This is a genomic window from Afifella sp. JA880 (assembly GCF_025379905.1).
In the GTDB taxonomy this organism is placed as follows: domain Bacteria; phylum Pseudomonadota; class Alphaproteobacteria; order Rhizobiales; family Afifellaceae; genus Afifella; species Afifella aestuarii.
Genome location: NZ_JAOANH010000003.1, coordinates 626,131 through 653,090, shown reverse-complemented (window position 1 = coordinate 653,090; position 26,960 = coordinate 626,131). Strand labels below are relative to the sequence as shown.

19 protein-coding genes and 1 pseudogene are annotated in these 26,960 nt (G+C 65.5%); 13 read left to right on the top strand and 7 right to left on the bottom strand.

What is annotated here, in order from left to right:
- Positions 1–142: 142 nt before the first annotated feature.
- From NYQ83_RS16045 to trxA, 6 genes are read left to right on the top strand one after another with little or no spacing between them, the layout of a single operon-like run.
- A complete protein-coding gene (locus tag NYQ83_RS16045) occupies positions 143–2,614 on the top strand; it encodes an ATP-binding protein (RefSeq protein WP_261215829.1) in 2,472 nt (823 codons plus the stop codon).
- Complete coding sequence (tsaE, locus tag NYQ83_RS16040) at positions 2,611–4,134, top strand: tRNA (adenosine(37)-N6)-threonylcarbamoyltransferase complex ATPase subunit type 1 TsaE (RefSeq protein WP_261215827.1); 1,524 nt, start codon at positions 2,611–2,613, stop codon at positions 4,132–4,134. Before NYQ83_RS16045 ends, tsaE begins: the two co-directional genes overlap by 4 nt.
- Positions 4,135–4,175: 41 nt before the next feature.
- Complete coding sequence (locus NYQ83_RS16035) at positions 4,176–4,874, top strand: nucleotidyltransferase family protein (RefSeq protein ID WP_261216216.1); 699 nt, start codon at positions 4,176–4,178, stop codon at positions 4,872–4,874.
- A 4-nt stretch (positions 4,875–4,878) separates the two neighbouring features.
- Positions 4,879–7,992, top strand: coding sequence for a double-strand break repair protein AddB (gene addB, locus NYQ83_RS16030; RefSeq protein ID WP_261215826.1), 3,114 nt, complete (start codon positions 4,879–4,881; stop codon positions 7,990–7,992).
- Positions 7,989–11,528 carry a double-strand break repair helicase AddA gene (gene addA / locus NYQ83_RS16025; RefSeq protein WP_261215824.1) on the top strand — a complete coding sequence of 1,180 codons (3,540 nt, stop codon included), beginning with the start codon at positions 7,989–7,991 and terminating at the stop codon, positions 11,526–11,528. Before addB ends, addA begins: the two co-directional genes overlap by 4 nt.
- Before the next feature lie 51 nt (positions 11,529–11,579).
- Positions 11,580–11,900, top strand: a complete 321-nt coding sequence (gene trxA, locus NYQ83_RS16020; protein WP_128290393.1) for a thioredoxin — start codon at positions 11,580–11,582, stop codon at positions 11,898–11,900.
- A gap of 63 nt (positions 11,901–11,963) precedes the next feature.
- On the opposite strand, the gene NYQ83_RS16015 is transcribed toward trxA, so the two are convergent.
- The 7 genes from NYQ83_RS16015 to NYQ83_RS15985 form a co-directional block, all read right to left on the bottom strand.
- A complete protein-coding gene (locus tag NYQ83_RS16015; RefSeq protein WP_261215822.1) occupies positions 11,964–13,274 on the bottom strand; it encodes a bifunctional folylpolyglutamate synthase/dihydrofolate synthase in 1,311 nt (436 codons plus the stop codon).
- Positions 13,275–13,277: 3 nt separating this feature from the next.
- Entirely contained in the window at positions 13,278–14,246 is a 969-nt protein-coding gene (accD, locus tag NYQ83_RS16010) for an acetyl-CoA carboxylase, carboxyltransferase subunit beta (RefSeq protein WP_261215820.1), read from the bottom strand.
- Between the two features lie 9 nt (positions 14,247–14,255).
- Positions 14,256–15,113, bottom strand: coding sequence for a tryptophan synthase subunit alpha (gene trpA / locus NYQ83_RS16005; RefSeq protein ID WP_261215818.1), 858 nt, complete (start codon positions 15,111–15,113; stop codon positions 14,256–14,258).
- Positions 15,103–15,348, bottom strand: coding sequence for a hypothetical protein (locus NYQ83_RS16000; protein WP_234629967.1), 246 nt, complete (start codon positions 15,346–15,348; stop codon positions 15,103–15,105). The genes trpA and NYQ83_RS16000 overlap by 11 nt, the downstream gene beginning before the upstream one ends.
- Before the next feature lie 10 nt (positions 15,349–15,358).
- Positions 15,359–16,606, bottom strand: a complete 1,248-nt coding sequence (gene trpB, locus NYQ83_RS15995) for a tryptophan synthase subunit beta (RefSeq protein WP_234629968.1) — start codon at positions 16,604–16,606, stop codon at positions 15,359–15,361.
- Between the two features lie 30 nt (positions 16,607–16,636).
- Positions 16,637–17,344 carry a phosphoribosylanthranilate isomerase gene (locus tag NYQ83_RS15990; protein ID WP_261215816.1) on the bottom strand — a complete coding sequence of 236 codons (708 nt, stop codon included), beginning with the start codon at positions 17,342–17,344 and terminating at the stop codon, positions 16,637–16,639.
- Between the two features lie 72 nt (positions 17,345–17,416).
- A complete protein-coding gene (locus NYQ83_RS15985) occupies positions 17,417–18,232 on the bottom strand; it encodes an alpha/beta hydrolase (protein WP_261215814.1) in 816 nt (271 codons plus the stop codon).
- A gap of 96 nt (positions 18,233–18,328) precedes the next feature.
- Between NYQ83_RS15985 and NYQ83_RS15980 the strand changes: the two genes are divergently transcribed.
- The 7 genes and pseudogenes from NYQ83_RS15980 (at position 18,329) to pheT (ending at position 26,954) form a co-directional block, all read left to right on the top strand.
- Positions 18,329–19,492 (top strand): glycosyltransferase family 4 protein, encoded by a 1,164-nt coding sequence (locus NYQ83_RS15980; protein WP_261215813.1) that lies wholly within the window; start codon positions 18,329–18,331, stop codon positions 19,490–19,492.
- A 159-nt stretch (positions 19,493–19,651) separates the two neighbouring features.
- A pseudogene (gene infC / locus NYQ83_RS15975) lies at positions 19,652–20,182 on the top strand (translation initiation factor IF-3); the annotation flags it as partial.
- A 591-nt stretch (positions 20,183–20,773) separates the two neighbouring features.
- Positions 20,774–20,974, top strand: coding sequence for a 50S ribosomal protein L35 (rpmI, locus tag NYQ83_RS15970; RefSeq protein ID WP_128290402.1), 201 nt, complete (start codon positions 20,774–20,776; stop codon positions 20,972–20,974).
- A 12-nt stretch (positions 20,975–20,986) separates the two neighbouring features.
- A complete protein-coding gene (gene rplT, locus NYQ83_RS15965; RefSeq protein ID WP_234629973.1) occupies positions 20,987–21,388 on the top strand; it encodes a 50S ribosomal protein L20 in 402 nt (133 codons plus the stop codon).
- A gap of 141 nt (positions 21,389–21,529) precedes the next feature.
- The gene (pheS, locus tag NYQ83_RS15960) at positions 21,530–22,612 is read left to right on the top strand and encodes a phenylalanine--tRNA ligase subunit alpha (RefSeq protein WP_261215810.1); all 1,083 of its coding nucleotides are present in this window, start codon (positions 21,530–21,532) and stop codon (positions 22,610–22,612) included.
- A gap of 279 nt (positions 22,613–22,891) precedes the next feature.
- Positions 22,892–24,226, top strand: coding sequence for a globin-coupled sensor protein (locus NYQ83_RS15955; RefSeq protein WP_128290405.1), 1,335 nt, complete (start codon positions 22,892–22,894; stop codon positions 24,224–24,226).
- 322 nt (positions 24,227–24,548) lie between these two features.
- Entirely contained in the window at positions 24,549–26,954 is a 2,406-nt protein-coding gene (pheT, locus tag NYQ83_RS15950; RefSeq protein ID WP_261215808.1) for a phenylalanine--tRNA ligase subunit beta, read from the top strand.
- The last annotated feature ends 6 nt before the right edge of the window (positions 26,955–26,960 follow it).

Here is a 26,960-nt window from a genome sequence, read left to right as displayed (position 1 = left end):
GCCGGCCGCTCCCCAGCGGCCGGCCCGAATGTTTATTAACTCGCGGTAACCTTTCCGACTTTCGGCGAAGCGGGTAAGGTACGATTCGGGTGTGAATGCCGGGGCGGTCACCCGGTATCAAGCAGACGTGGCGGAGACGATATTGAACCGGCAGGCCCGGCACAGAGCGATTCGAGCTTCGGGCAGGCTCATCCCCGGCGTCGCGACCGCCGCCCTCTTCGCCTTTTCCGCCGACAGTGCGTTCGCCCATCCGCTTTTCGGAGAAGGGACGGGTTTTTCCCAGATCCTCTGGCTCGCCATTACCGCGGGCTTCGCCGGCGCGGCCACGATTGCGTTGTCGCTCTTGTTGCGGCGCGACCGCGACAACGGCCTCGCCGCAGCACAACAGCAGATCGCCCGGCTCAAGCAGGCGCTCGATCGCTCCGAAGCGCTCCTTGCCAGTGACGACCAGAAGACTCTGTGCTGGAGCCGTCCCGACGCCGCGGCGGACGTACATGGGACGTTGCCGAGCCATGTCGGCGCGCCGACCTCCGGCGAGCTCTTCCTCGATTTCTTCTCCTGGCTCGAACCGCGCAGTGCCGAAGAGCTGCAATGGGCCCTCGACCAGCTCTGGGAGACGGGAGAAGCCTTCCATCTCTCGCTGCGCACGCAGACCGATTGCTTCCTGGAGGCGAACGGGCGCACCAGCGGCCCCCGCGTCATTTTGCGCCTGCGCGAGCTGACCGGCGAACGCCGCTCGTTCGCGGAATTGAAAGAGCAGGCCGGCGTCGTCATCGCCGAGATGACGGCGCTGCGCAGCCTCGCCGAGGCACTGCCCTTCCCGCTGTGGCGCCGCAATCAGCACGGGCGGCTCAGCTGGGTGAATTCCGCCTATGTTCAGGCCGTGGGCGCACCCGATCTCACCATGGTGACGACGCGCGGCACGGAATTGCTGGAGCCAGCAACGCGCGGCGCCGTGCGCGAGGCGCATCGCGACGGGGCCCACTACCGTGCGGTGGCCCCGGTCGAGATTGCCGGTGCCGAAAAGCAGATGGAGATCTTCGACATCAAGGTCGAGAACGGCACGATCGGCCTTGCCATCGACGTTACGGAAGTCGAGACCGCGCGCCAGGAGCTCAAGCAGAACATCGAGGTCAACTCCCGCCTCCTCGACCAGCTTTCAACGGCGATTGCCGTCTTCGACGGCGAGGCGCGGCTGCAATTTGCCAATGCCGCCTTCCGGGCTCTGTGGGATCTGCCGGCGCGCTTTCTCGCGACCGGCACCGAAGAGGGCGTCCTTCTCGACCAGATTCGGGCCGAGCGGCGCCTGCCGGAACAGGCGAATTACCGCGAATGGCGGCGCCAGCATCTTGAACATTACGCTGATCCGCAGCCGCGCGAGGAGATGTGGCACCTGCCGGACCGGCGCTCCTTCCGCATGATCGCCACGCCCAACCAGCAGGGCGGCTTCACCTATATCTACGAGAACGTCACCGAGCGCCTGTCCCTGGAAAGCCGGGTCAACACCCTGTCGCGCATGCAGGGCGAGACGCTCGACCACTTGACCGAGGCCGTCGGTGTCTTCGGCTCGGACGGAAGGCTCAGGCTCTACAATCCCGTGCTCGCCGAGATGTGGCAGCTGTCACCGGACTTCCTCAAGGAAGAGCCGCATATCTCAACCCTCATCGGGCATTGGATGCTGTTCTTCCCCGAACAGGGCGCCTGGACGAACATCTCCAACGCCATCACGCGGATGGAGGCGGCTGAGAGCCTCGCGGGGCGGATGGAGCGGCGAAACGGCTCCATCATCGAATATTCCACCGTGCCGCTGCCGCAGGGCATGACGCTCTTGACCTTCGCCGACGTGACGGAGAAGGCCGAGGCGCATCGCTTCCTGGAAGAGCGCAACCGGCTGCTTGAGGAAACGGATCGGCTCAAATCCGATTTCATCCAGCACGTATCCTACGAGCTGCGCTCGCCCCTCACCTCCATCATCGGCTTTGCGCAGATCCTGGCCGCCGGCGCGGCGGGCGAACTCAACGCCCAGCAGCGCGAATATATGGACCACATCGCGCAATCCTCAGATTCGCTCCTCGTCCTCATCAACAACATCCTCGATCTCGCCACCGTCGATGCCGGCATCATGGAGCTCGAGATCGACAAGGTGGACATCAGCGAAGTCGTGCACGGCGCCGTCGTCGGCGTGCGCGACCGCATCGAGGAGAAGGACATCGACCTGTTCATCCAGGCCGACGAGACGCTTGGGAATTTTCGCGCCGACGCGTCGCGCGTGCGCCAGATCCTCTACAACCTCCTCTCCAACGCCATCAATTTCTCGCCGTCGGGAAGCCGCGTGGAAATCCGCGCGCAGCGCCAGGACGGTTCGGTCGTCTTCGTCGTGCGCGACCAGGGCCCGGGCATTCCGCCGGAGATCCGCGACGACGTCTTCGAACCCTTCGAAGGCACGGCGCCTGAAGGCGGCCGGCGCGGCGCTGGCCTCGGCCTGTCGATCGTCAAGCGCCTCGTCGAGCTGCATCAAGGCGACATCGCCATCGATTCCGAACCCGGTGAAGGCACCACGAGCTGGGTGCGGCTCCCTGCCGATATCAGCAAGGCTCAAGAAGCCGCCGAATGACCGACGTGGGCGCGATCGAGCCGAAAGAGGCGGAAACGGCGCCGAGCTTCAGGCCGCACCTTGCCGACGAGGAGGCGACGAACCGGCTGGCGGAAGATTTCGCGGCCGCCGCAAGACCTGGCGATCGCATCCTCCTGTCGGGCGATCTCGGCAGCGGCAAGACGAGTTTCGCGCGCGCCTTCATTCGCAGCCTCGCGGGCGATCCCACCTTCGAAGTGCCGAGCCCCACCTTCCCGCTGCGCATCGATTATCCCTTCGCACGCTTTCCGGTCGTGCATGCCGATCTTTACCGGCTGGGTGACCCCGACGAGGCGGAGGAGATCGGGCTTTTCGACCTTGCAGACGACACCGTGCTTCTCGCCGAATGGCCGGAGCTCGGCGACCTCGCTTGGCCGGACGCCGCCAATCTCACGTTTGAGCTCGCGGCCGAAGGGCGCGACGTTGTGGTCGTCGCCGGTGGCGACTGGGGCGAGCGGCTGACACGCAGCTTCGCGATCCGCCGATTTCTCGATCGCTCGGGACGGGCCGGCGCCACACGCAATCCAATCCTCGGTGATGCCTCCGGGCGCAGCTACGAGCGCATCGTCGACGGAGCCGAGGCGATATTGATGAATGCGCCCGCCCGGCCCGAGGGACCGGCGGTCTGGCAGGGCAAGAGTTACGACGCGGTGGCGCATCGCGCGCGCGATCTCTCGGCCTTCCTCAATGTCGGCTCGCTCCTTGCCGAGCGCGGCGTGCGGGTGCCGCAGGTCCTGGCGCAGGATGTGAGCGACGGGCTGCTTCTGGTGGAAGATTTCGGCAGCGAGCCGATCATCACGGCCGACCGCCGGCCGATCATCGAACGCTACGAAGCCGCGGTCGATCTTCTCCTGCGCCTGCATCTTTGCGAGGTCTCAGCGGATGCCTCGGCATCTCACAGTATCCGCGCACCCGATTTGCCGCCCTACGACGCCGAGGCGCTTCTCATCGAGACGGCCCTCTTCACCGAGCATTTCGCCGGGCGCGAGGCGGGACCGGAGATGAGCGACGCGGCGCGCGATGAGTTTCTGGCGCTCTGGCGCGCGCTTTTCGACAGGCTTGCCGGCCGTGAGCGGGTGATCGTGCTGCGCGATTATCATTCGCCGAACATCATCTGGCTCGAAGGGGCCGACGAGACCGACCGGGTGGGTGTCATCGACTTCCAGGACGCGCTTTTGGGCGATCCCGCCTATGATGTCGCATCGCTCGCACAGGATCTGCGCGTCGACATCGACGAGGCGGAGGAAGAAGCACTCGTCGCGCGCTATATCAGAGGCCGCCGCGCCGCCGATCCCGCCTTCGACGAGGCGCCCTTCCGCGATGCCTGCGCCATTCTCGGCGCACAACGCGCTACGAAAGTGCTCGGGGCCTTCGCGCGGCTTGCACACGAGGGCAAGCCGGCCTATCGCAGCCATATCCCGCGCATCCGCGCGCGGCTCCGTCGCAGCCTCGAGAGGCCGGTTCTGTCGGAGCTTCGCCGATGCTATGACCCCTATCTCTGATCGTTTCGGAGTTGCCGCACTTGGCCGTTCTCTCCACCGCCATGGTGTTGTCCGCTGGCTATGGCCGGCGTATGCGCCCGCTTTCCACCACCACGCCCAAACCTCTGATCGAGGTCGCGGGCAAAGCTCTCATCGACCATTGCCTTGACGGCCTCGCGGCTGCCGGCATCGAGAAGGCCGTCGTCAACGTCCATTACATGGCGGACCTCGTCGAGGCGCATCTCGGACGCCGGCGCGCGCCCAAGACCATCGTCTCCGACGAGCGCGCGAAGCTCCTCGATACGGGCGGCGGCTGCCTCAAGGCTCTGCCACTTCTGGGCGAGGGTCCGTTTCTTCTGCGCAATTGCGATTCCTTCTGGCTCGAAGGCGTGCGGCCCAATCTCGATTGGCTGATCAGCGGCTGGAACGACGAGGAGATGGACGGGCTTCTCCTTCTCGCCTCGACCGTCGCCTCGGCCGGCTATTCGGGCACCGGCGATTTCATGCTCGGCAAGGACGGGCGCCTGACGCGGCGGGCCGAGCGCACCGTGGCGCCGTTCGCCTATGCGGGTGCTGCGATCCTGTCGCCCCGTCTCTTCCGCGACCCGCCGGGAGAGGTTTTCTCTCTCAACGCGCTTTTCGATCGCGCCCTCGAAGAAGGCCGGCTTTTCGGCGTGCAGCTCGACGGTCTGTGGATCAACGTGGAAAACCCGGACGCCGTCAAAGCCGCCGAAATGGCCATTCTGGAGAGCGCCGCCTGAAGCGATGACGACGAGCACCGGCACGCAGGACCATCCCAACGTTTTCACACTGCCTGCCGGTGTCGCCTTTCTCGATGAGCTGGTGGAGGCGCTCTATGACGGGCGTCTTCCGGGCGTGGGAGGCTTCGACGACCCACTGGCACTCGCCGACCTCACGCTTTATCTGCCGACGCGACGCGCCGCCCGCGCCATCCGCGGCAGCTTCCTCGCCCGCAGCCGTGCCGGCATCATCCTGCCGCAGATCCGCACGCTCGGCGATCTCGACGAAGACGAACCGCTCAGCGCGCTCGACGGGCTTGATGCGGAGGATCTGTCCCGCCCGGTGATGGCGCCGCTTTCGCGGCAATTGATTTTGACGCGGCTCGTGCTCGGCTGGTCGGGCGCGATCGCGCGGCAGAAGGCGGGTCTTGGCGACGAGCCGTCCCTCATCCCGGCATCGCCCGCCGATGCCGCACGCCTCGCCGCTTCACTCGCAACCCTTCTCGACGATGTCGGCCTTGCGCCGGAGCGCTGGCAGGCACTCGGCCAGCTCGCACCCGACGACCTCGCCCGCTACTGGCAGATCACACAGGAATTCCTGACGATCGTCTCAGACGCCTGGCCTTCGATCTTGAGCGAGCGCGGCCTCGCCGATCCGGGTGCGCAGCACGACCTCCTTCTGCGGGCAGAGGCGCGCCGTCTCGCCGAGCGGGGAACGAAAGGCCCGGTGATTGCCGCCGGCTCCACCGGCTCGGTGCCGGCAACGGCGGAGCTCCTGGCCGTCATTGCCCGCCTGCCGAACGGCGCCGTGGTGCTGCCGGGTCTCGATCAGGAGCTCGACGCCGCCGGATGGGAGGCGATCGGCGATGCGCGCAACGACCCTGCCGATGCCGGTCATCCGCAGTTCGGGCTGAAGAAGCTGCTTGAAAGCCTCGGCTGCGCGCGTGACGCGGTGATCTCGCTCGCATCCGCCCCCGCCGGCCTCGGCCGGCGCATGCGCTTTGTCTCCGACGCGCTCAGACCGGCCGCCACCACGGATATCTGGGCAGAAACGGTGCCCTCACCGGAGGCTCTCGCTGACGCACTCGACAACGTCGCGCTGATCGAGGCCGCCGAAGAGCGCGAGGAAGCGTTGGCCGCCGCGCTCGTTCTGCGCCGGGCCGTCGAAGACGGGCAGACCGCCGCCCTCATCACACCCGACAGGGCGCTCGCCCGCCGCGTCTCCGCCATGCTGGAACGCTGGCAGATCCGCGTCGACGATTCCGGCGGCATGCCGCTGTCTCTGACCCCGCCCGGCATCCTGGCGCGGCTCGTCGCAGAGGTGGCCTGGCGCGGTGCGGCCGCGATCCCGCTTCTCGCGCTCCTCAAACATCCGCTCGCGCGCTTCGGCTGGCCGGCAGGACGCGTGCGGCACGCCGCCCGTGTCCTGGAACGCGCCGTGCTGCGCGGCCCCGTCCTTGCCGAAGGGCTGGAGCCGCTTCAACGCGCCTTCCAGAAACGCCGTGCCGAGTGGCTGGCGAAGGAGGCACGGAGCGCAGCCCTCAACGGGCTCGAAGAGCGCGATTGGGACGAAGCAGAGGCGCTGCTTGCCGAGCTTCTGACTGCGCTTCAGCCCATGCTGGAGGTGCCGCGAGAGGCTCCCCTTTCAACTCTCCTCGAGGCGCATGTGGCGGCGCTCTCAGCCATCGGACGCGACGAGGAGAGCGGCCCTGGCGAGCTCTGGCAGGACGACGCGGGCGAGGCCATGGCCGCGCGCCTCGACGCGCTGACAGAGGCCGCACCCGAGGGTCCGGAGCTTTTTCACGGCGATTATCCGGCGCTGTTCGAGGCGCTGATTGGCGATGTTCGGGTGCGCCGGCGCGGCGGCAACGATCCGCGCGTGCACATCTGGGGCGCGCTCGAAGCCCGTTTGCAGAATGTGGACGTCGCCATTCTCGGCGGCCTCAACGAAGGTGTCTGGCCGCGCCCCTCACAGAGCGATCCGTTCCTGTCGCGGCTGATGGCGGCTTCGATCGGTCTCGATCCACCCGAACGCCGGCTCGGCCTCTCGGCTCATGATTTCTATCAGGCGCTCGGACATCCGCAGCTCTATCTCAGCCGCGCATTGCGGCAGGGGGCGGAACCGATGGTGCCGTCGCGCTGGCTGCAGCGGCTGACCGCCCGCGCCGGCGAGAGAGCAACACACGCATTGCGGGCACGCGGCGACGAGATCCTGGGCATGACCCGCCTTCTCGACCGGCCGGAGACGAATATTTCCCTTGCCGCGCCAGAGCCGCGACCGCCGCTCACCGCCCGCCCGAAACGGCTTTCCGTCACGCGCATCGAAACGCTCATCCGCGATCCTTATGCGATCTACGCGCAATATGTGCTGGGCCTCAACGCCTTCGAGGAGATCGCCTCGCCAGCCGGCGCGGCCGAGCGCGGTATGCTGATCCACGATATTTTGGAGAATTTCATCAAAGAGCGCCCCGCCGGCCCTTATGACGAGGCGGCAAAGGCGCACCTTGCAGAGGTGGGTCGTGAGGCTTTCGCGGCCTACGAGGATTGGCCGGAAGTGGCGGCACTGTGGTGGCCGCGCTTTCAACGCATCGCCGACTGGTTCCTCGCCCAGGAGCGCGGCCGCACGGAGGTCCAGAAACGTCATGTGGAAGCGACGGGCGACTGGGCCCTCAGCGCGGAATTCCGCCTGACGGGCCGGGCCGACCGCATCGATCTTCTGAATGACGGGCGGCTTGCCATCATCGATTACAAGACCGGCACGCCGCCGAGTGCCAAAGCCGTCCTGTCGATCAGCCCGCAATTGCCGCTGGAGGCTCTGATGGCGCGGCGCGGCGCCTTCAAAGACACGCCGTCCGGCGAAACCGCCGAACTCCTCTATTACCATCTCTCCGGCCGTGGCGAAGGCGGGCAGGTGCACGCGCGCGGCTTCCGCAAGCCGACGAAAAGCGAGCCGGGCGTCAGCCTGGAGGAATGCCTGCGGGCGACGGAAGACAAACTCATCGCGCTCATCGCGCATTTTGCGCAGGCCGAGACGCCCTACCTTTCCAACCGCGTGCCGCGCTCGGACCGGGAATTCGGCAGCGATTACGATCATCTTGCCCGCATCGGTGAATGGTCGCTCGGCGAGGGCGAGGAATGAAACGCCCGGCAAGCCCCACCGAACGCCAGCAATGGCAAGCCTCCGATCCCGCCGCCTCGGCCTGGGTCGCCGCCAATGCCGGTTCCGGCAAGACGCATGTCCTCACCCAGCGCGTCGTCCGGCTGCTGCTCGCCGGGGCCGATCCCGCTGCCATCGTCTGCCTCACCTACACCAAGGCCGCGGCGGCGGAGATGTCGGGCCGCGTGTTCAAGATGCTCGGCGAATGGGCGACGCTTCCGGACGCGGAGCTGACGGAGGCGATCGCAAAAAGTCAGGGCGAGACGCCGCGACCTGAAACGCTGACGCGGGCACGCCGGCTCTTTGCGCAGGCGCTGGAGACACCGGGCGGCCTCAACATTCAGACGATCCACGCCTTTTGCGAGCGGATCCTGCACCAATTCCCCTTCGAGGCGAACGTGCCGGGGCATTTCGAGGTGCTGGACGAAACGGCCGCCGAGGGGCTGCTCCTCGAAGCGCGGCAGGCCGTCCTGCGCGCCGCCAAATCGAACGGTTCTCGTCTCGGCACCGCCTTCACCCGGCTTGCGACACTGCGATCCGATCAGGACATCGAGGCGGCCCTTGCGGCGCTCGTGGCCGAACGCGACCGGCTGGAGCGATGGATCGCGTGGGCGGCGACAAACACCCACCCCCCCTCCGAGGACATCGACGATGCGATTGCCGACCTCCGGCGCCGGCTGGGGCTTGAAGCGGACGAGAGCGAAGAAGCTCTGTGCGCAGAGATCTGCCGCGCCTCGGGGTGGGCATCGGGAGATTGTCGAAGCCTGTGCGACGCCCTTTCGGCAGAGGCGGCGAACCGCACCGACGAGGGGGCACGGACCGCTCTTGAGGCGATCCTCGCCCATGAGGGCGGACCGCTTGAGGCTGATTTCCGCGCAGCCTTCTTCCTGACGGCAAAGCCGGAAGGCTGGTCCGCCCGCAGCGAGAGCCGGCGTTTCTCGGCCGCCTTCCGCCGCAACCGGAAAGACCTCGACGACCTCTTTTCGGCCGAAGCCGCCCGCCTTCAGCCCTTGCGCGAACGTCTTTCGCTGGCGCGCACGGCGGAAGCGACGGAAGCGCTTCTCCTCATCGGAGGCGCCATCCTGCAGCGTTACCGCATCCTGAAGCAGCGGCGCGGCTTCCTCGATTTCTCCGACCTCATCCTGCGCACCCGCAATCTCCTGCAGCGGCCGGACGTGGCGGCCTGGGTGCAATACAAGCTCGATGCCGGCATCAGCCATCTTCTCGTCGACGAGGCGCAGGACACCTCTCCCGACGCCTGGGCGATCGTCGAGCGGCTGGCGGAAGAATTTTTCGCTGGCGAGAGCGCGGAACGCCGGCCACGGACGCTTTTTGCCGTCGGCGACGACAAGCAGTCGATCTACGGTTTCCAGGGCGCCGAGCCGCGGCTTCTCGCCGAACTCGGCCGCAAGTTCAAAACCCGCGCCGAGGCCACCGCGCAGGAGTTTCGCGCCCTCTCGCTCGGCGTCTCCTTCCGCTCCACGCAGGCCGTGCTCGACGCGGTCGACACAGTCTTCGACGGGCCGCTCTCTGAACGGGTGACCCGTCTCGGCTATCAGCGGCACCAGGCCTATCGGCAGAATGTGCCCGGACGCGTCGAAATCTGGCCGCGCATCATCCGGCCGAAGGGTGAAATGCCGGAGGATTGGTGGCAGCCCTTCGACGCGCCGGCGGAATCTGAGCGGAAGCTCGCAGAAGAGATTGCCGACGAGGTCGCGCGCCTGCTTCACCGCGAGGCACGGCTACCCTCCGGCAAGGCGATCTCCGCCGGCGAAATCATGATCCTGACGCGCAAGCGCGGCAGTTTCGCCCGCGCCATGGTGCGGGCGCTCAAAGCCCGCAACCTGCCGACGGCCGGCGCCGACCGGATCGCGCTCGCCGACCACATCATCGTGCAGGACCTTCTGGCGCTCGCCGATGTCGTTCTCCTGCCGGAAGATGATCTGCAGCTTGCGGCCCTTCTGAAATCGCCGCTCTTCGGTTTCGACGACGACGATCTGCTGGCGCTTGCGATCGGCCGCGGTAGAGAGAGCCTGTTCTCGCGGCTTCGGGCGAGCGAGGACCCCCGCTACAGCCAGGCGGCGGAGCGCCTGCGGCATTGGATGGCGATGGCCGACCAGATGCCGCCCTTCGCCTTCTATACGCGCCTCGTCGAGGCCGAGGGGGCGCGCAAGGCCTTCCGGGCGCGCATGGGGAGCGAGGCGGACGACGTGCTCGACCTTTTCCTCTCGGCCACGCTCAGCCTGGAGCGCGTCTCCCCGCCCGGCCTGCAGGCTCTGGCGGCCGCACTTCGTGAAGGCGGCGGCGACATCAAGCGCGAGCTTTCGGAGACAACCGATGCCGTCCGCGTGATGACCGTGCATGGGGCGAAAGGGCTCGAGGCCGACATCGTCTTCCTCGCCGATACCGGCGGCCAGATTGCGGCACCCCAACACCGCGACGCACTCGCCTTCATCGGCGACGACGACGATCCCGCCTTCATCTGGCGCCAAAGCAAAGAAGACGCGACGCCACAGCAGCGCGAGGTGGAGGCGAAGGAGGCGGAGGCCGCACGCGACGAATATTTCCGCCTTCTCTATGTGGCGATGACGCGGGCCCGCGACGTTCTCTATGTCACGGGTATCAGGGGCGATCGCACACCCAAGGATGGCTGGTACGCGGCGATCCGGAATGCGCTCGCGTCAGAGAACGATGAAAACGCGGAAGACGGTTCCGACAACGAGCTCGCCGAGCGCCTGCACTTCTTTGGGCTGGAACCGGGCGACGGCCCGCCGCCCGCACCCGAAGAGAGGGTGGAGACACCTTCGGTTACTCCTCGCGTCCTACCGGAATGGGCAGAGCGCCCGGCCGCGCCGGCACCGCGTCCGCCGCAGCCGCTTCGCCCCTCCAGTGCCCTCGCTGAAGAAGACCCGCCCGACAGCGCGCCAGCGCCAGTCATTGCGGGGCGGAGCGCGGCGATGCGCGCCGCAGCCGGCCGCGGGCGGGCGCTCCACCGGCTTTTGCAGTTCATGCCCGACTGGCCTGCCGATGAAAGGCAGCGGCGCGGGGAGCTGCTTCTCGCGCGGGACTGGCCGGAGGCCGCGCCCACAGATGTTGCGGCCGCGCTGTCGGAGGCTGCAGGCGTCCTCGCGCATCCCGACCTTGCCGGGTTCTTCGCACAGGGGAGCCGCGGGGAGGTGTCGCTCGTGGGCGAGATCGCGACCTCACGCGGGACGTTCGCCGTCGGCGGGCGCGTCGACCGCCTGGCGGTGACGGAGAGCACCGTCCTTCTCGCCGATTACAAGACGAGCCTGTCGCCTCCCGCCTCGCTTGCTGCAGTCGACGAAGGAATGGTCCGCCAGCTTGCTCTTTACGCGCGTCTTCTCGGGCCCCTTTACCCCGGGCGAAAGGTCCAGGCCGCGCTCGTTTTCACCGCCGGTCCGCGCATTTTTCCGGTGTCCGCCGAGCGCCTCGCCGAAGCGCTCGCACCTCTCGACATCGCGCATGGCAGTCCATCTTCCGGCACGCCGCTCGCTTGACCGACCCCAAGGCCCTCCCTACGTTCCTCGTGAAATCTCAGGAGAATCTTTATGACCACCGAAACCGTGAGCGACGGCACATTCGAGGCCGACGTGCTCAAGTCCGAGACACCCGTCATCGTCGATTTCTGGGCGGAATGGTGTGGTCCCTGCAAAATGATCGCGCCGCATCTGGAAGAGATCGCGGGCGAAATGCAGGGCAAGGTGAAGATCGCCAAGCTCAATGTCGACGACAATCAGCAGACCGCGATCAAGTACGGCGTACGCTCCATCCCGACGCTGATCATGTTCAAGGGCGGCGAGCCCGTCGACATGAAGGTCGGCGCGAGCGCCAAGAGCGATCTGCAGAAGTGGATTGCCGGCGCCGCCTGAGCCGCCGCCTTTTCTGCTGCGTCTCCGTCCGATCGGCGGCGCGAGTTTTTCACGGCCCTTTGCCTAAACCGGCAGAGGGCCGTTTTCTTTGAGCACCTGACCGGCGAGATAAAGCGAACCGCAGATGAGAATGCGCGGCGGTTCCGTCGCCATGTCGCCGATCGCCTGCAAAGCGGTCCGCACGTCAGGGGCAGAGCGCGCCGGCAGCCCGACCTCGTTGGCACGCGCGGCAAGCTCGCGCGGATCGAAGCCCGCATGTCCCTCGATGGGGACCGTGAAGACATATTGGGTGAGACTGTCGAAGGCGGAGAAGAAGCCGTGCGGGTCCTTCGTCGTCAGCATGCCGGTGATGAGGAAGAGCGGCTTCGGCGCACGGTCGAAGAGCGAGGCCATTTCCGCTGAAACGACCGAGCCGGCGGACGGATTGTGCCCGCCGTCGAGCCAGACCTCGCTCCCGGGAGGAGAGGAAGCGACCAGCGGGCCCTCGGAAAGACGCTGAAGCCGCGCCGGCCATTGTGCCTCGCGCAGGCCCTGGCCGATCGCCTCGGCGCTGATGTCGACCCCGATGGCGCGGAGGGCTGCAACCGCCGTTCCCGCATTGTCGATCTGATGCTGACCGAGAAGCCGCGGCAAAGGCAGATCCAGCAATCCGTCTTCGTCCTGATAGACGAGGCGGGCGTTTTCGCCGTGGGCGGCCCATTCCTGATTGTGCCGAAATGGAACGGCATGCGCCGCTTCCGCCTCCAGCCCCAGAAGCGCCATCACATGCTCGTCCTGGCGGCCAATGACGGCGGGGGCGCCAGCCTTCAGAATGCCCGCCTTCTCCATGGCGATCTCGGCGATTTCGGTGCCCAAGAACTCCGCATGGTCGAGGCTGATCGACGTGACGACGGAGGCAAGCGGCCTGGCGATCACATTGGTCGCGTCAAAGCGGCCGCCGAGCCCGACCTCGATCAGGGCGAAATCGGCAGGCCGTTCGGCAAAGAGCTTGAAGGCGATGGCCGTGGTGATCTCGAAGAAGGTGATCGGCTCGCCCGCATTCGCCTCGCGCACGGCCTCGATCGCATCCATGAGCGTTGTATCATCGACCAGCTGGCCGCCCCCCGCCGCGCCGAGCCTGATGCGCTCGTTGAAGCGCACGAGATGCGGCGAGGTGTAGACATGCGCCGTCTTGCCGGACGCCTCCAGCATCGCGCGCAGAAACGCGACCACGGAGCCTTTGCCGTTGGTGCCGGCAACATGGATGACCGGGGGCAAGCGCTCCTGCGGGTTGCCGAGACGCTCAAGCAGCCGGGCGATGCGTTCAAGCGAGAGATCGATACGCTTCGGATGCAGCGCCAGAAGCGCTTCAAGTCTCTCTTCGAGTGAGGCCATCTATCAGGCCGGCTGCGGCCCGGATGCGGCAGCCGGCTCTTCTGCCGGCTTCTCGGCCACCGCTGCCAACTGCGCCTCTTCGGCAAGCGTATCTTCGTCGATCGTCGGCTCGGGCGGAGGTTCGGGCAGCTTCATCAGGAGGCGGCAGAGACGCGCCACCGTGGGGCGCAGATCCTGACGCGGGACGACCATGTCGATCATGCCGTGCTCGAGAAGATAATCGGAGCGCTGGAAACCCTCGGGAAGCTTTTCTCGAATCGTCTGTTCGATGACGCGCGGACCCGCGAAACCGATGAGGGCACCGGGTTCAGCGATATGGATGTCGCCCAGCATGCCGTAGGATGCGGTCACGCCACCCGTCGTCGGATTGGTGAGAATGACGATGTAGGGCAGTCCGGCTTCCTTCAGTCGATCGACCGCGACCGTCGTGCGCGGCAATTGCATCAGCGAGAGGATACCTTCCTGCATGCGCGCCCCGCCCGACGCGGTGACGAGCACGAAGGGCACGCCACGTTCATACGCCGCTTCGGCGCCGGCAATCAGAGCTTCCGCCGCGGCCATGCCGAGCGAGCCGCCCATGAATTCGAAATCCTGCACGGCGACGATGAGCGATACGCCCTCCACCTTGCCTTCGGCAACGAGGATCGCGTCTTTCAGGCCGGTCTTCGCCTTCGCGGCCTTCAGCCGGTCCGAATAGCGCCGTTCGTCACGGAAGCGCAGGGGATCGGTGACCGGCTCAGGGAACTCGATTTCCTGCCATTGCGCAAAATCGAGAAACAGACGCAGCCTGGTGCGCGCATCGATGCGCTGATGATAGCCGGAGCCCGGAAAGACGAACTGGTTCGCCTCCAGATCCTTGTAGAAGACCATGGTGCCAGTCTCCGGGCATTTGACCCAGAGATTGTCCGGCACTTCGCGTTTGGTCCAAAGACCGCGGATCTTCGGGCGGACGACGTTGGAAATCCAGTTCAACGGTGTCTCCTATTCGGCGGCCATCTGGCGCGCGAAACGCACGCCTTCGGCCAGCTCCTGCACCAGCGCCTCGACGGCGGCAACTGTGCCGTCGGTCGCGTGGCCTTCTTCATCCAGACTTCCGGCGACCGCCTGCACGATCGCGGAGCCGACGACGACCCCATCGGCTGTGCGGCCGATGGCGGCTGCCTGTTCGCGCGTTCTGACGCCGAAACCAACGGCGACCGGCAGATCGGTATGCGCCTTGATGCGCTCCACCGCCGCCGCCACGTCGCTCGTCTTGGGGGCGGAGGAACCGGTGATGCCGTTGATCGAGACGTAATAGACGAAGCCGGAGGTGTTTTGCAAAACCGCCGGCAGGCGTCTGTCATCCGTCGTGGGCGTGGCAAGCCGGATAAAATTGAGCCCGCCCTTCAGGGCCGGGATGCACAATTCGTCATCCTCTTCCGGCGGAAGATCGACGACAATGAGCCCGTCGACGCCGGCTGCGCAGGCATCGGCGACGAACTTCTCCGGCCCGTATTGGTAGACCGGGTTGAAATACCCCATCAATACGATCGGCGTATCGGCGTCGGTTGCGCGGAAATCGCGCACGAGGGCGAGCGTCTTCTTCAGGGTCTGGCCGGCATGGAGCGCGCGAAGGCCCGCCGCCTGGATCGCAGGCCCATCGGCCATTGGATCGGAAAAGGGCATGCCGAGCTCGATGATGTCGGCACCGGCCTTGGGCAAAGCGGCGAGAATGCGCGCGCTCGTTTCAAGGTCGGGATCGCCGGCGGTCACGAAGGTGACGAGGGCCGGCCGCAATTCCTGAGCGACGGCCGCAAAGCGGCGCGCGATCCGGCCGCCGGAAGACATCTCAGCTGACATGGTCTCTCACTTCGAAGGTCACGGCGAAAGCGAAGAAGCCGTCGCGGTCGATATGCTCGCGTGCGACTTCCGCATCGAAGGCGATGCGCGGGTTTTCGTCGTCGGGAATGTTACGGAGAAAGACGAGATTCTCGCTGTTGCGAATGCCTTCAGCCTCCTCGCGATGGTCGCCGGCACGGACGGCGACGTAATGATCGCGGTTTTGCAGCGAACGGTAGATCTCAAAATAGGTCATCGTCCCCCCTTCAGATCTCCATATCGAGATGCTCGGCCACAGCGAAGATGTCCTTGTCGCCGCGCCCGCTCATATTCATGACGATGATCTGGTCACGGTCCATCTGCGGCGCAAGCTTCAGCACATGGGCCAGGGCATGGGCCGGTTCGAGCGCGGGGATGATGCCTTCAAGGCGTGTGCACAGCTGGAAGGCGTCGAGCGCCTCGCGGTCGGTCGCCGAGACATAGGTGACGCGCCCCGTCTCCTTGAGCCAGGCGTGCTCCGGCCCGATGCCCGGATAATCGAGGCCGGCGGAGATCGAGTGGCCTTCGAGGATCTGGCCGTCCTCGTTCTGCAGAAGATAGGTGCGATTGCCATGCAGAACGCCAGGCCAGCCGCCGTTCAGAGAGGCGGCATGACCGTTCTCCACATCGAGCCCATGACCGCCGGCTTCGACGCCGTAGATCTGAACGGCCGGGTCGTCGAGGAAGGGATGGAAAAGCCCGATCGCGTTCGAGCCGCCACCGAGACAGGCGACGAGCGCATCCGGGAGCCGGCCTTCCAGGTCCTGAAGCTGGTCCTTCGTCTCATTGCCGATCACCGCCTGAAAATCCCGCACGAGCTCGGGATAGGGGTGCGGGCCCGCGGCCGTGCCGATGATGTAATAAGTGTCCTCGACATTGGTGACCCAGTCGCGGAGCGCCTCGTTCATGGCGTCCTTCAGGGTGCCCGCGCCGGCGGTGACGGGCTTCACCTCGGCGCCGAGAAGGCGCATGCGGAAGACGTTCGGCTTCTGCCGTTCCGTATCGGTCTTGCCCATATAGATCGTGCAGGGAAGCCCGAAGCGCGCCGCCACCGTCGCAGAGGCGACGCCATGCTGGCCGGCACCGGTTTCGGCGATGATGCGCGTCTTGCCCATGCGGCGGGCAAGCAGGATCTGGCCGAGGCAATTGTTGATCTTGTGCGAGCCCGTATGGTTGAGCTCCTCGCGCTTGAAATAGACCTTGGCGCCCCGGCCGGCGCCCGCTTGTTCGCGCAGATGTTCGGTCAGCCGCTCGGCATAATAAAGCGGGCTCGGCCGGCCGGAATAATGCTTGGCGAGATGCGCAAGCTCGGCCTTGAATTCCGGATCGGCCTTGGCGCTCTCATAGGCCTCTTCGAGCTCGAGGATATTCGGCATCAAGGTTTCGGCGACGAACCGGCCGCCGAAAATGCCGAAATGACCACGCTCGTCCGGGCCGGTGCGGTAGGAATTGGGCTTCATTGCTGGCTCAGCCATCAGGGCAATACCTTCACAGTCAAACGTTGCTCAGGCCGCGGCGACCGGGGCGGCTTTCGCCGCGGGCCTTGCATCTTTCGCGTCTCCGCGGCGCGCATCATGGGCGCGCACGGCCGCGACGAAACGCGCAATTTCGGCCGGATCCTTCTCGCCCGGCGCCCGCTCGACACCGGAGGACACATCGACGGCCGACGCTCTCGTCGCCGCCAAAGCGGCGCCAATGTTGTCGCCATTGAGGCCGCCCGACAAAAACCACGGCATTCCGGGCGTAAAATCTTCCAGGAGCCGCCAATCGAAGGAGGCGCCGTTGCCGCCCGGCCTCGTCGCACCTTTCGGCGGGCGCGCATCGAGGAGCAGGCGCTCGACATGGCCGGCGTAAAGGGACGCCCTGTCGAGATCCGCGCGCTCGCCGATACCGAGCGCCTTGAGCGCGCGCAGACCGAAACGTGAGCGGATTTCCGTCGCGCGCTCCGGCGTTTCCGAACCATGCAGCTGGATGAAATCGGGCTTCAGATCGCGCGCGATCTCTTCGATGAGATCGTCTTGCGCATCAACGGTCAGCGCGACGATACCCACACGGCCTCGGGCGGGCGCAGCGAGCTCTGCCGCGCGCGCAACCGACAGCGATCGCGGGCTCTTCGCGAAGAAGACGAAGCCGATCCAATCGGCGCCGGCAGCAAGCGCCGCGTCGATGTCTTCAGGCTTCGTCAAACCGCAGATTTTGACCTCTGTCTTCATCGCCTTCCAGTCGCACGAATCCCAAGTCTTGTCCAACATCGGCAGGGTTTGAAGGCCAGGGTTCGGGACCCCTCATCCCCCTTTGCCGGAGGCCTGTTCGGCGGCCATCGCCTCCACCGCGGCAACGAGCCGCGCGAGATCCTGCGGCCGCGACAGACGGTGGTCGCCATCACGCGCCAGCGTCAGGATCGCATCGTCATAGCAGAGGCGGTCGAGGAGCGCCTCGGCATGACGCCAGGGGACATCCGTATCGCGCATCCCCTGCAGGATATGCACCGGACATCCGATCTCGATCGGCTCGGCGGCGAACAGATGCTTTTCGCCATCCTCGATCAGCTCTCGCGTCAAGATATAGGGTTCGTCGGCATAACCGGAAGGCTGTTCGATGAAGCCCTTCTCGGCCATCTGCGCCCGCTCCGCCTCGCCGAAATGATCACTCATCAAGGCCTTGGTCATGTCCACGGCGGGGGCGATCAGCACCATGCCGTGAAGCCGGTCCGTTTCGCCGCGTTCGGCCAGCGCCTTCGCCAGAAGAAGGGCGATCCAACCGCCCATGGAAGAGCCCACGACGATCTGCGGGCCTTCGGTGAAGGCCTCGAAAACGGCGAGTGCCTCTTCGAGCCAGCGCGAGATGGTGCCGTCGCGAAAGGCGCCTCCCGATTCGCCGTGCCCGGAATAATCGAAGCGGGTGGCCGCGTGGCCGTGCTGCGCCGCCCAGGCGTCGAGCGCCTCGGCCTTGGAGCCGCGCATGTCGGACCTGAAACCGCCGAGCCAGAAGACGCCGGGCGCGCGAGCGCCCGAACTGCGGCCATTGCGCCGCAAAACGGCGATCCGGCGCTTTTCTTCGTCCTCCCCGACGGCGAGGCTTTGCAAGTCGGTCTCCGTCATTCTAAGTCTCGCTCCTCGCAGCTCGGCTGTGGACTATGGCGCAGGAGGTGCGCCGAGCCCGTGCCGGCGTCAACCCGTCCACAGCCTCTTTCGTTCATGCCCAAAACCATCCTGCAGGTCATCCCCCAGCTCGAAACCGGCGGCGCAGAGCGCACCGCGGTCGACATGGCCGCCGCCGTCGTCGAGACCGGCGGGCGAGCCCTCGTCGCCAGCGAAGGCGGACGCATGGAAGAAGAGCTGCAGGCGAAGGGCGGGGAAGTGGTGCGGCTGCCGGTCGCCTCGAAGAACCCTTTCGTGATGGCCGCCAATGCCCGCCGCCTCGCCGCGCTGATCCGCAGGGAGAAGGTCGACCTCGTCCACGCCCGCAGCCGCGCCCCCGCCTGGTCGGCGCTTCTCGCCTGCCGCATGACCGGCGTGCCGTTCGTCACCACCTATCACGGCATCTACAATCAGAACGGCGCCGTCAAAGGCCTCTACAATTCCGTGATGGCGCGCGGGACGGAGGTCATCGCCAATTCCGATTTCACCGCCCGCATCATCATGCAGCGCCACGGCACGCCGCGGGAGCGCATTCGCACGATTTACCGAGGCACCGATCTTGCCCGCTTCGACCCGGCGGCCGTGCCGGAGGCGCGCATCGCGGCGTTGCGCCGGACCTGGGACTTGCCCGCGGACCGGCCGGTCATCCTCAACGTCGCGCGTATCACGCAATGGAAGGGCCAGCCGACCCTGATCGAGGCGGCGGCGCGGCTTGCAAAAAGCAAGGATTTTCTGCTGGTTCTGGCCGGCGACGCGCAAGGCCGAGAGGCCTATCTCGCAGGGCTGCGCCGGCAGGTTTCGGAGGCGGGGCTTAGCGAACGCGTGCGCATTCCCGGTCATTGCGACGACGTGCCGGCAGCGCTTGCGCTCGCCTCGGTCGCGGTCGTCGCCTCCGTCGAGGCGGAAGCCTTCGGGCGCTTCGCGGTGGAGGCTCAGGCCATGGGCGTCCCCGCCATCGTCACCGATCTCGGCCCATCGCGGGAGACGGTGCTCGCGCCGCCGGAGGCGGGAGAGGCGGAGAGAACCGGCTGGCGCGTGCCGGCGGGCGATGCCACGGCACTTGCTGCCGCCCTTGACCACGCGCTTTCCCTTACCCATCTGGAGATCGACGATCTGGCACGACGCGCCAGATCCCACGCGTCGCGTTTTTCCCTCGATGCGATGACCCGGGAGACGCTGGCGCTTTACGAAGAAGTTCTGTCGAGAGGCGCAAAAACCTAGGACAGATTCCGGCGGGTTGGCCCTGCGACCTTGTTTCGATGAGGTTTTTCTCGGCCCTGCGTTCCGATTTACGTCTCGAAATGCTATTGTGCCTGCCCAGCGCGGCTTGCGAGCCCGCTCCAAGCCTGCAAGACAGCAATTATCTAAGGAGAGCTGACCATTCGCAGACCCCATCGTGCGCCACCTCCGGTGAAGGAGGGGCCCCGCGTCAACGACGAGATCCGGCTTCCCGAGATCCAGTTGATCGATCATGAAGGCACTAATCACGGCGTCATTTCCACGGACGAGGCCAAGGCCATCGCCGCGGAAGCGGGGCTTGATCTCGTCGAGATCTCGCCCAATCAGCGACCGCCCGTCTGCAAGATTCTGGACTACGGCAAGTTCAAATACATCTCGCAGAAGAAAGCCTCTGAGGCGCGCAAGAAGCAGAAGACCGTCGACGTCAAAGAAGTGAAGATGCGGCCGAACATCGACACGCACGATTACGAAGTGAAAATGCGCAATGCGCGCCGCTTCGTCGAGGACGGCGACAAGGTCAAAGTGACGATGCGCTTCCGTGGGCGCGAAATGGCGCACCAGGAACTCGGGCTGCAAGTCCTCAACCAGGTTCGTGACGAGCTGGAAGACCTTTCCAGGGTGGAACATGCCCCCAAGATGGAAGGTCGCCAGATGATCATGATCCTCGGCCCTGATCCGCGGAAGATCGCCGCTCTGCAGAAGGCGCAGAAGGAAGCCGAGAAGGCTCGCAAGCGCGAGGAACGCCTCGCCGCGCAGCGGGACGGCAACGCATCGGATGACGCCGAAGAGCCTGAGATGGAGGCCGAAGATCCCGAGCTCGACGCCGATGAGGCGAACGAGACGGAGTCGGAGGACGATACCGATCGGCAGACGGCTCAGGCGGCAGCCGAGGCATAACCGAAAGACCCGGCCCTACGCCCCCGCAAGGCCATCTTGCCTGCGTGCGGCGGTCGGGCAGCTTCTTTCGAGCGAGAACCGGGGTTATGGCGGCGTGCGGCATGTCTGTTGCCGGGCCGCCGCATCATCGGCTTGCGGCGGCTGACGGCTCGGCGGAGCCGCAGTGATCCTCTCGTGACAATCGGCAGGGGCGGCGCCCTTGCCTTTAATTTTGCGCTTATCTATAAGCGCGCCTGCCGGATCGCCCGGCTATCTGCCTTCGGGCGGATTGGGCATGCCGTGGCGATCCAGAAAGCTCATACATGAGCCGATCAGGGATGGGCTCCGCATCCGGCGGGGCCTCTTCCTTATGGAAAGGAGAGCAAAATGCCCAAGATGAAAACGAAAGCGGGCGCTAAAAAGCGCTTCAAATTTACCGCCTCCGGCAAGATCAAAGTGGGCGCGGCCGGCAAGCGCCACGGCATGATCAAGCGCACGACGAAATTCATCCGCAGCGCGCGGGGCACGATGGTGCTCAGCGACCAGGATACGAAGATCGTCAAAAAATACATGCCCTACCAGCGTTAAGGAGAGCGGATCATGGCACGTGTGAAACGCGGCGTGACGGCTCACGCCAGGCACAAAAAGGTCATCAAGCAGGCGAAGGGCTATTATGGCCGTCGGAAGTCGACCTTCCGCGCCGCCAAGCAGGCGGTGGAAAAGGCCAACCAGTACGCCTATCGCGATCGGCGCGCGAAGAAGCGCAATTTCCGCGCTTTGTGGATCCAGCGCATCAATGCCGCTGCGCGCCTCAACGGTCTCACCTATGGTCGCCTGATCGACGGGCTCACCAAGGCGGGCATCGAAGTCGACCGCAAAGTCCTGTCCGATATCGCCATCCATGAGCCGGAAGCGTTCACGGCACTCGCCAACAAGGCGAAGGATGCGCTCGCTTATCTCAAGGACCATACGCCGAACGAGTTCGAGGCCGCCGTCCGCTGACGCCGGTTCAAGCATTCGATATCCAAGGGCGGCCACGGGCCGCCCTTTTTCGTTGCGGCGGTTTCCGAACGGCCCACGCTTGCGTCAGAAAAGCGAGAGGTCTTTTCTCCGGCGCGCGATGACGCTAGAGCGGTTCCCACCATGACCGAAGACAACGATCTCGTCGCGCTGGAGCGCGATATCCTCGAGCGCATCGACACAGCAGAGAACGAGGCGGCGCTGGAAGACGCGCGCATCGCCTCGCTCGGCAAGAAAGGTGTCGTCTCGGAACGCCTCAAAGGGCTCGGCAAGATGACGCCGGAGGAGCGCCAGGTTGCAGGCCCCGCCCTCAACGGCCTCAAGGCGCGCATCACCGAGAAGATCGAGGCGCGGCGCAGCGTTCTGAAAGAGAAGGCGCTGACAGAACGGCTGAAGAGCGAGACGATCGACGTCACGCTGCCGGCACGTCCCGAACAGCGCGGCACCATCCACCCGACCACACAGGTCTGGCAGGAAGTGATCGCCATCTTCGCCGATATGGGTTTCTCGGTCGCCGAGGGGCCGCACATTGAGAGCGACTGGTACAATTTTGGCGCGCTCAACATTCCGCCGGAGCATCCGGCCCGGCAGGAGATGGACACCTTCTATCTGAAGCCGAAGGAAGACGGATCGCGCATGGTGCTGCGCACGCACACCTCGCCCGTGCAGATCCGCACGATGGAAAACGAGACGCCGCCGATCCGCATCATTGCGCCGGGGCGCACTTTTCGCTCCGATTCCGATCGCACGCACACGCCGATGTTCCATCAGATCGAGGGTCTCGTCATCGACGAGACGACCCATATGGGTCACCTCAAGGGCACGCTGGAGGCCTTTTGCAAGGCGTTCTTCGAGGTGGACGACGTGAAGATGCGCTTCCGCCCGTCGCACTTTCCGTTCACCGAGCCCTCCATGGAGGTCGATATCGGCTGCCATTGGGAAGGCGGGGAGCTGAAAATCGGCGAGGGCGACGATTGGCTGGAGATTCTGGGTTCCGGCATGGTCCACCCGAACGTCATCCGTGCCGGCGGTCTCGATCCGGAAAAATATCAGGGCTTCGCCTTTGGCGTGGGGCTCGACCGGCTCGCCATGCTGAAATACGGCATTCCGGATCTGCGCGCCTTCTTCGAGGCGGATCTCAGATGGCTCCGGCATTATGGCTTTGCCGCGCTCGACATGCCTAGCGTTGCCGAGGGCTTGAGTTGAAGCACCAGGGGGTGCGGCTTCTCCCCCTCTTCTGCCTGATCCTCAGCCTTACAGCCTGCCAGACTGCGCCGGCTCCCTCATCGGCGACCGAGGACGCCGTCACTGTGGGCAATTGGACCGTTCGCACCGGTGCGGCGGTTCGTGTCGACGCTGTCTATTCGAAGTGATCCAATAAAACTCCTCCTCTGGTCGCGTCGCAAGCTTCGCACAACCTGCCGATGTGCATTTTTCCCGCGCAGTCCGCCCTTCCCCCGGCGGAGAGCGATGGGAAATCACATTATGGAAACAGAATCCGCGCTGCGTGAGCGGCTCTCCTTTCTCAACATCGGACAAGAGGAGCGCGATCAGCTGCACGCGATGTGGCCGCTGATCGAACCGGCCCTGCCGGGAATCATTCACCGGTTCTACGACCATGTCGGCAAGGTCCCGCATCTCAAGGAGATGATGGGCAACAAGCAGGACCGGCTCGTCGGTCTCCAGGCCGGGCATTGGGGGCACCTCTTTTCGGGTGCCTTCGACGATGCCTATTTCGCCTCCATTCGGCGCATCGGCCTCATTCATCATAAAATCGGGCTCGAGCCACGCTGGTATATCGGCGGTTACGCCTTCGTTCTCAACGAACTCGTCCGCCATATCACGTCGCTGGGCCGGGTCGGTCGCCGCACCCGCAACCACTGGCTGACCACGATGAACAAGGCGGTGATGCTCGACATGGACATCGCCATCTCCGTCTATGAAGAGGTCCTCATCGAGGAGCGCCAGCGCCGCGGGGCTGCGCTCGCCGAGGCGATCACGGCCTTCTCGGTAGCCGTGGAAGAAAGCCTCTCGGTGTCGCGCCAGGCCAATCTCGACCTGTCGACAAGTGCGGAAACCCTTGACGGTACGACCGGATCGGCGAGCGCGCTTGCGACACAGGTGGTGGCCGCGGCCGAACAGACGGCCTCGAACATGCAGGCAGGCGCGGCGGCCGCCGAACAGCTCGCCGCCTCCGTCCGCGAAATCGCCGAACATGCCGGACGCTCGGCGAAAATCGTCTCAAGTGCGGTTGTCGGCACCAAGACGACGAGACAATCGGTCTCTGGGCTCGCCGGGCATGCGCGCCAGATCGGCGCCGTCGTCGATCTCATCAACCAGATCGCGTCGCAAACCAATCTCCTGGCGCTGAACGCCACAATCGAAGCCGCCCGTGCCGGCGAGGCCGGCAAAGGCTTTGCTGTCGTCGCCCAGGAGGTGAAAGCGCTCGCCGGGCAGACCGCCAAGGCGACCACGGAGATCGTCGGGCTCGTCACTGCCATCCAGTCCGCGACGCAGGAGACGGAAGATTCCATCGGCGACATCAGCCGCATCATCGAGGAAGTGAGCGAGACGGCCACGGCGATCTCGGCCGCAGTCGAAGAGCAGAACGCGGCCACCGCTGATATCGCCAACAACGTGAATCAGACCGCGGACAATGCGCGCTCGGTGGTGGAGAGCATGGAGATCCTCAATTCCTCCACGACGAACGCCGCCAATGTCGCCCATCGGGTCAAGATGGCGAAGGACACCCTCGACAGGGAGCTCGGCCGGCTGCAGGGCGACATCTCAAAGTTTCTGGAGACGGCGCAGGCCGCCTGAGCCCAGCAGCCCAGGGCGGCGGAGTTCGGCCGCCCTCGCGATCCGGGGGCTGCTGCGGTGAGCCGAAACCCACACGCATGCGCGCACTGCGGGACGGGCGCTCCTCTCGCGGCACGAGAAAAACCGGCGCCGCCTCCATGCGACGCCGGTTTTCATGATGACAGAGAGGCTCTCCCCGGCACGGATCGCGCCTTCCCGAACCCTGCCGACAAGCGTTTCTCGGTCGCGCTTCGTTGCTGTCGCGACACCTCGCCTGCCTGCCGACCTTGCCTGGTGCGGCAGAGGCGTCTAGGGATCGGCAACGATCGCGACGAAGACGAACATGAAATTCACTCTCTCCTGGCTCAAATCCTTCCTCGACACCGACGCTTCGGCAGAGGAGATCGCCGACAAGCTCACCATGATCGGTCTCGAGCTTGAAAGCCTCACCAATCCGGCCGATGCGCTGAAGCCCTTCGTCATCGCGAAGGTGCTCGAAGCCAAGCAGCATCCGAACGCCGACAGGCTGCGCGTCTGTCAGGTCGATCCAGGAACGGGCGAGGCCATTCAGGTGGTCTGCGGGGCACCCAATGCCCGCACCGGAATGATCGGCGTTTTCGCGCCCGTAGGCTCTTACGTTCCAGGCACGGGCATCGAGCTCAAGGCCGGCAATCTGCGCGGCCAGGCCTCAAACGGCATGCTGGTCTCGGAACGCGAATTGATGCTCTCCGACGATCATGAGGGCATCATCGACCTTCCCGACGACGCACCGGTGGGCACGCCCTATGCGACCTGGGCGGGGCTGGACGACCCCGTCATCGATATCGGCGTCACACCGAACCGGCCCGATGCTCTCGGCGTCTACGGCATCGCCCGCGATCTTGCCGCGGCCGGGATGGGCACGCTGAAGCCGCTCGATGCCGCACCGGTCGAGGGAGCCTTCAAGAGCCCGATCGGCGTCGAACTCCGTTTTGAGGACGGCGATACGAGCCCCTGCCCGCATTTCGTCGGCCGCTATATCCGCGGCGTCAAGAACGGTCCCTCTCCCGCCTGGATGCAAAAGCGGCTGCGGGCGATCGGGCTTCGGCCGATCTCGGCGCTTGTCGACGTCACCAATTACATGACCATCGCCTATGGCCGGCCGCTGCACGTCTTCGATGCCGCGAAGGTCAAAGGCACGATCCATGCGCGCCTGGCAAAACCCGGCGAGACCATCGAGGCACTCGACGGGCGCACCTATACGCTCGACGACACGATGACGGTGATTGCCGACGACGCAGGACCTGAAGGACTTGCCGGCGTCATGGGCGGCGAGGTGTCCGGCGTCAGCGAGACGACGACGGACGTGTTTCTGGAATCGGCCTATTTCGATCCGATCCGCACCGCCTCCACCGGACGCAAGCTCAACCTTCTTTCCGATGCCCGTTACCGCTTCGAGCGTGGCATCGACCCGGCTTTCACCGAGCCAGGTGCGGAGATCGCCACCCGGCTCATCCTCGACATGTGCGGGGGCGAAGCCTCCGAGATCGTCATCGCCGGCGAAGCGCCGCTTCGAAACGCCAATGCGCGCCTGCGCATGAACCGCGTGACGACGCTCGCGGGCGTCGAGATCGCACCACGGACCCAGGTCGATATTCTGGAAAGCCTCGGCTTCGCCGTTGCCGGGACCGACGAAGAGATCGTCGCAGCGATCCCCTCATGGCGTCCGGACGTCAATGGCGAGGCGGATCTCGTGGAAGAGATCGTGCGCATCCATGGGCTCGAGAAGATCGCTCACGTTATGCTGCCGCGCACTGAGGCTGTCACGAAGCCGAAGCTTTCCGTGCAGCAGCGGCGCCGGTTCAAGGCGGCCCGCGCGCTTGCCTCGCGCGGCTTCAACGAGGCCGTGACCTGGTCCTTCCTGCCGTCCGATCAGGCGCGTCTCTTCGGCGGCGGCGAAGACCTCCTCGCCCTCGATAATCCGATTTCGACGGAGCTGTCCGATATGCGGCCGTCGCTGCTTGCCGGACTGATCGCTGCCGCTTCTAGGAACGCCGATCGTGGCACGGAAACGCAAGCGCTTTGCGAAGTGGGACAGGTCTATCCAGGCGACCGCCCGGAGGATGAACGCCTCCACGCCACGGGCATCCGCCTCGGCGTCACCGGACCGCGCAGCGCGCTTCAGGCGCCGCGGGGCGTCGATCTCTTCGACGCCAAGGCGGACGTGCTCGCAGCTCTCGAACTTCTCGGCGCACCGGTCGACAAGGTGCAGGTGCAGGCCGAAGGGCCCGACTGGTATCATCCGGGGCGTGTCGGCACGGTCACTCTCGGCCCGAAGAACAAACTCGCGACCTTCGGTGAACTTCATCCCCATATCCTGGAGGCTTTCGATGTCTCGGGACCGCTCGTCGGCTTTGAGATCGACATCGACGCCATTCCGGTGCCGAAATCGCAGCGTGCCGCACGCGCGGCATTGAAGATTTCCGGCTACCAGGCTGTCCGGCGCGACTTCGCCTTCGTCATCGAAGATAATGTTCCCGCAGAAAAGCTCGTGCGTGCGGCCAAGGGCGCAGAAAAGAGCCTGATTAGCCAGGTCAACGTCTTCGACGTCTTCAGAGGCGCGGCAATCGGCGAAGGCTACAAGTCGATCGCCATCGAAGTGACACTGACGCCCGAAGACCGCACATTGACGGAAGCAGAGATCGAGGCAGTCTCCAGCCGAGTCGTTCAGGCCGTGGAGAAGGCAACCGGCGGTCAGCTGCGGCGTTGAACCCAA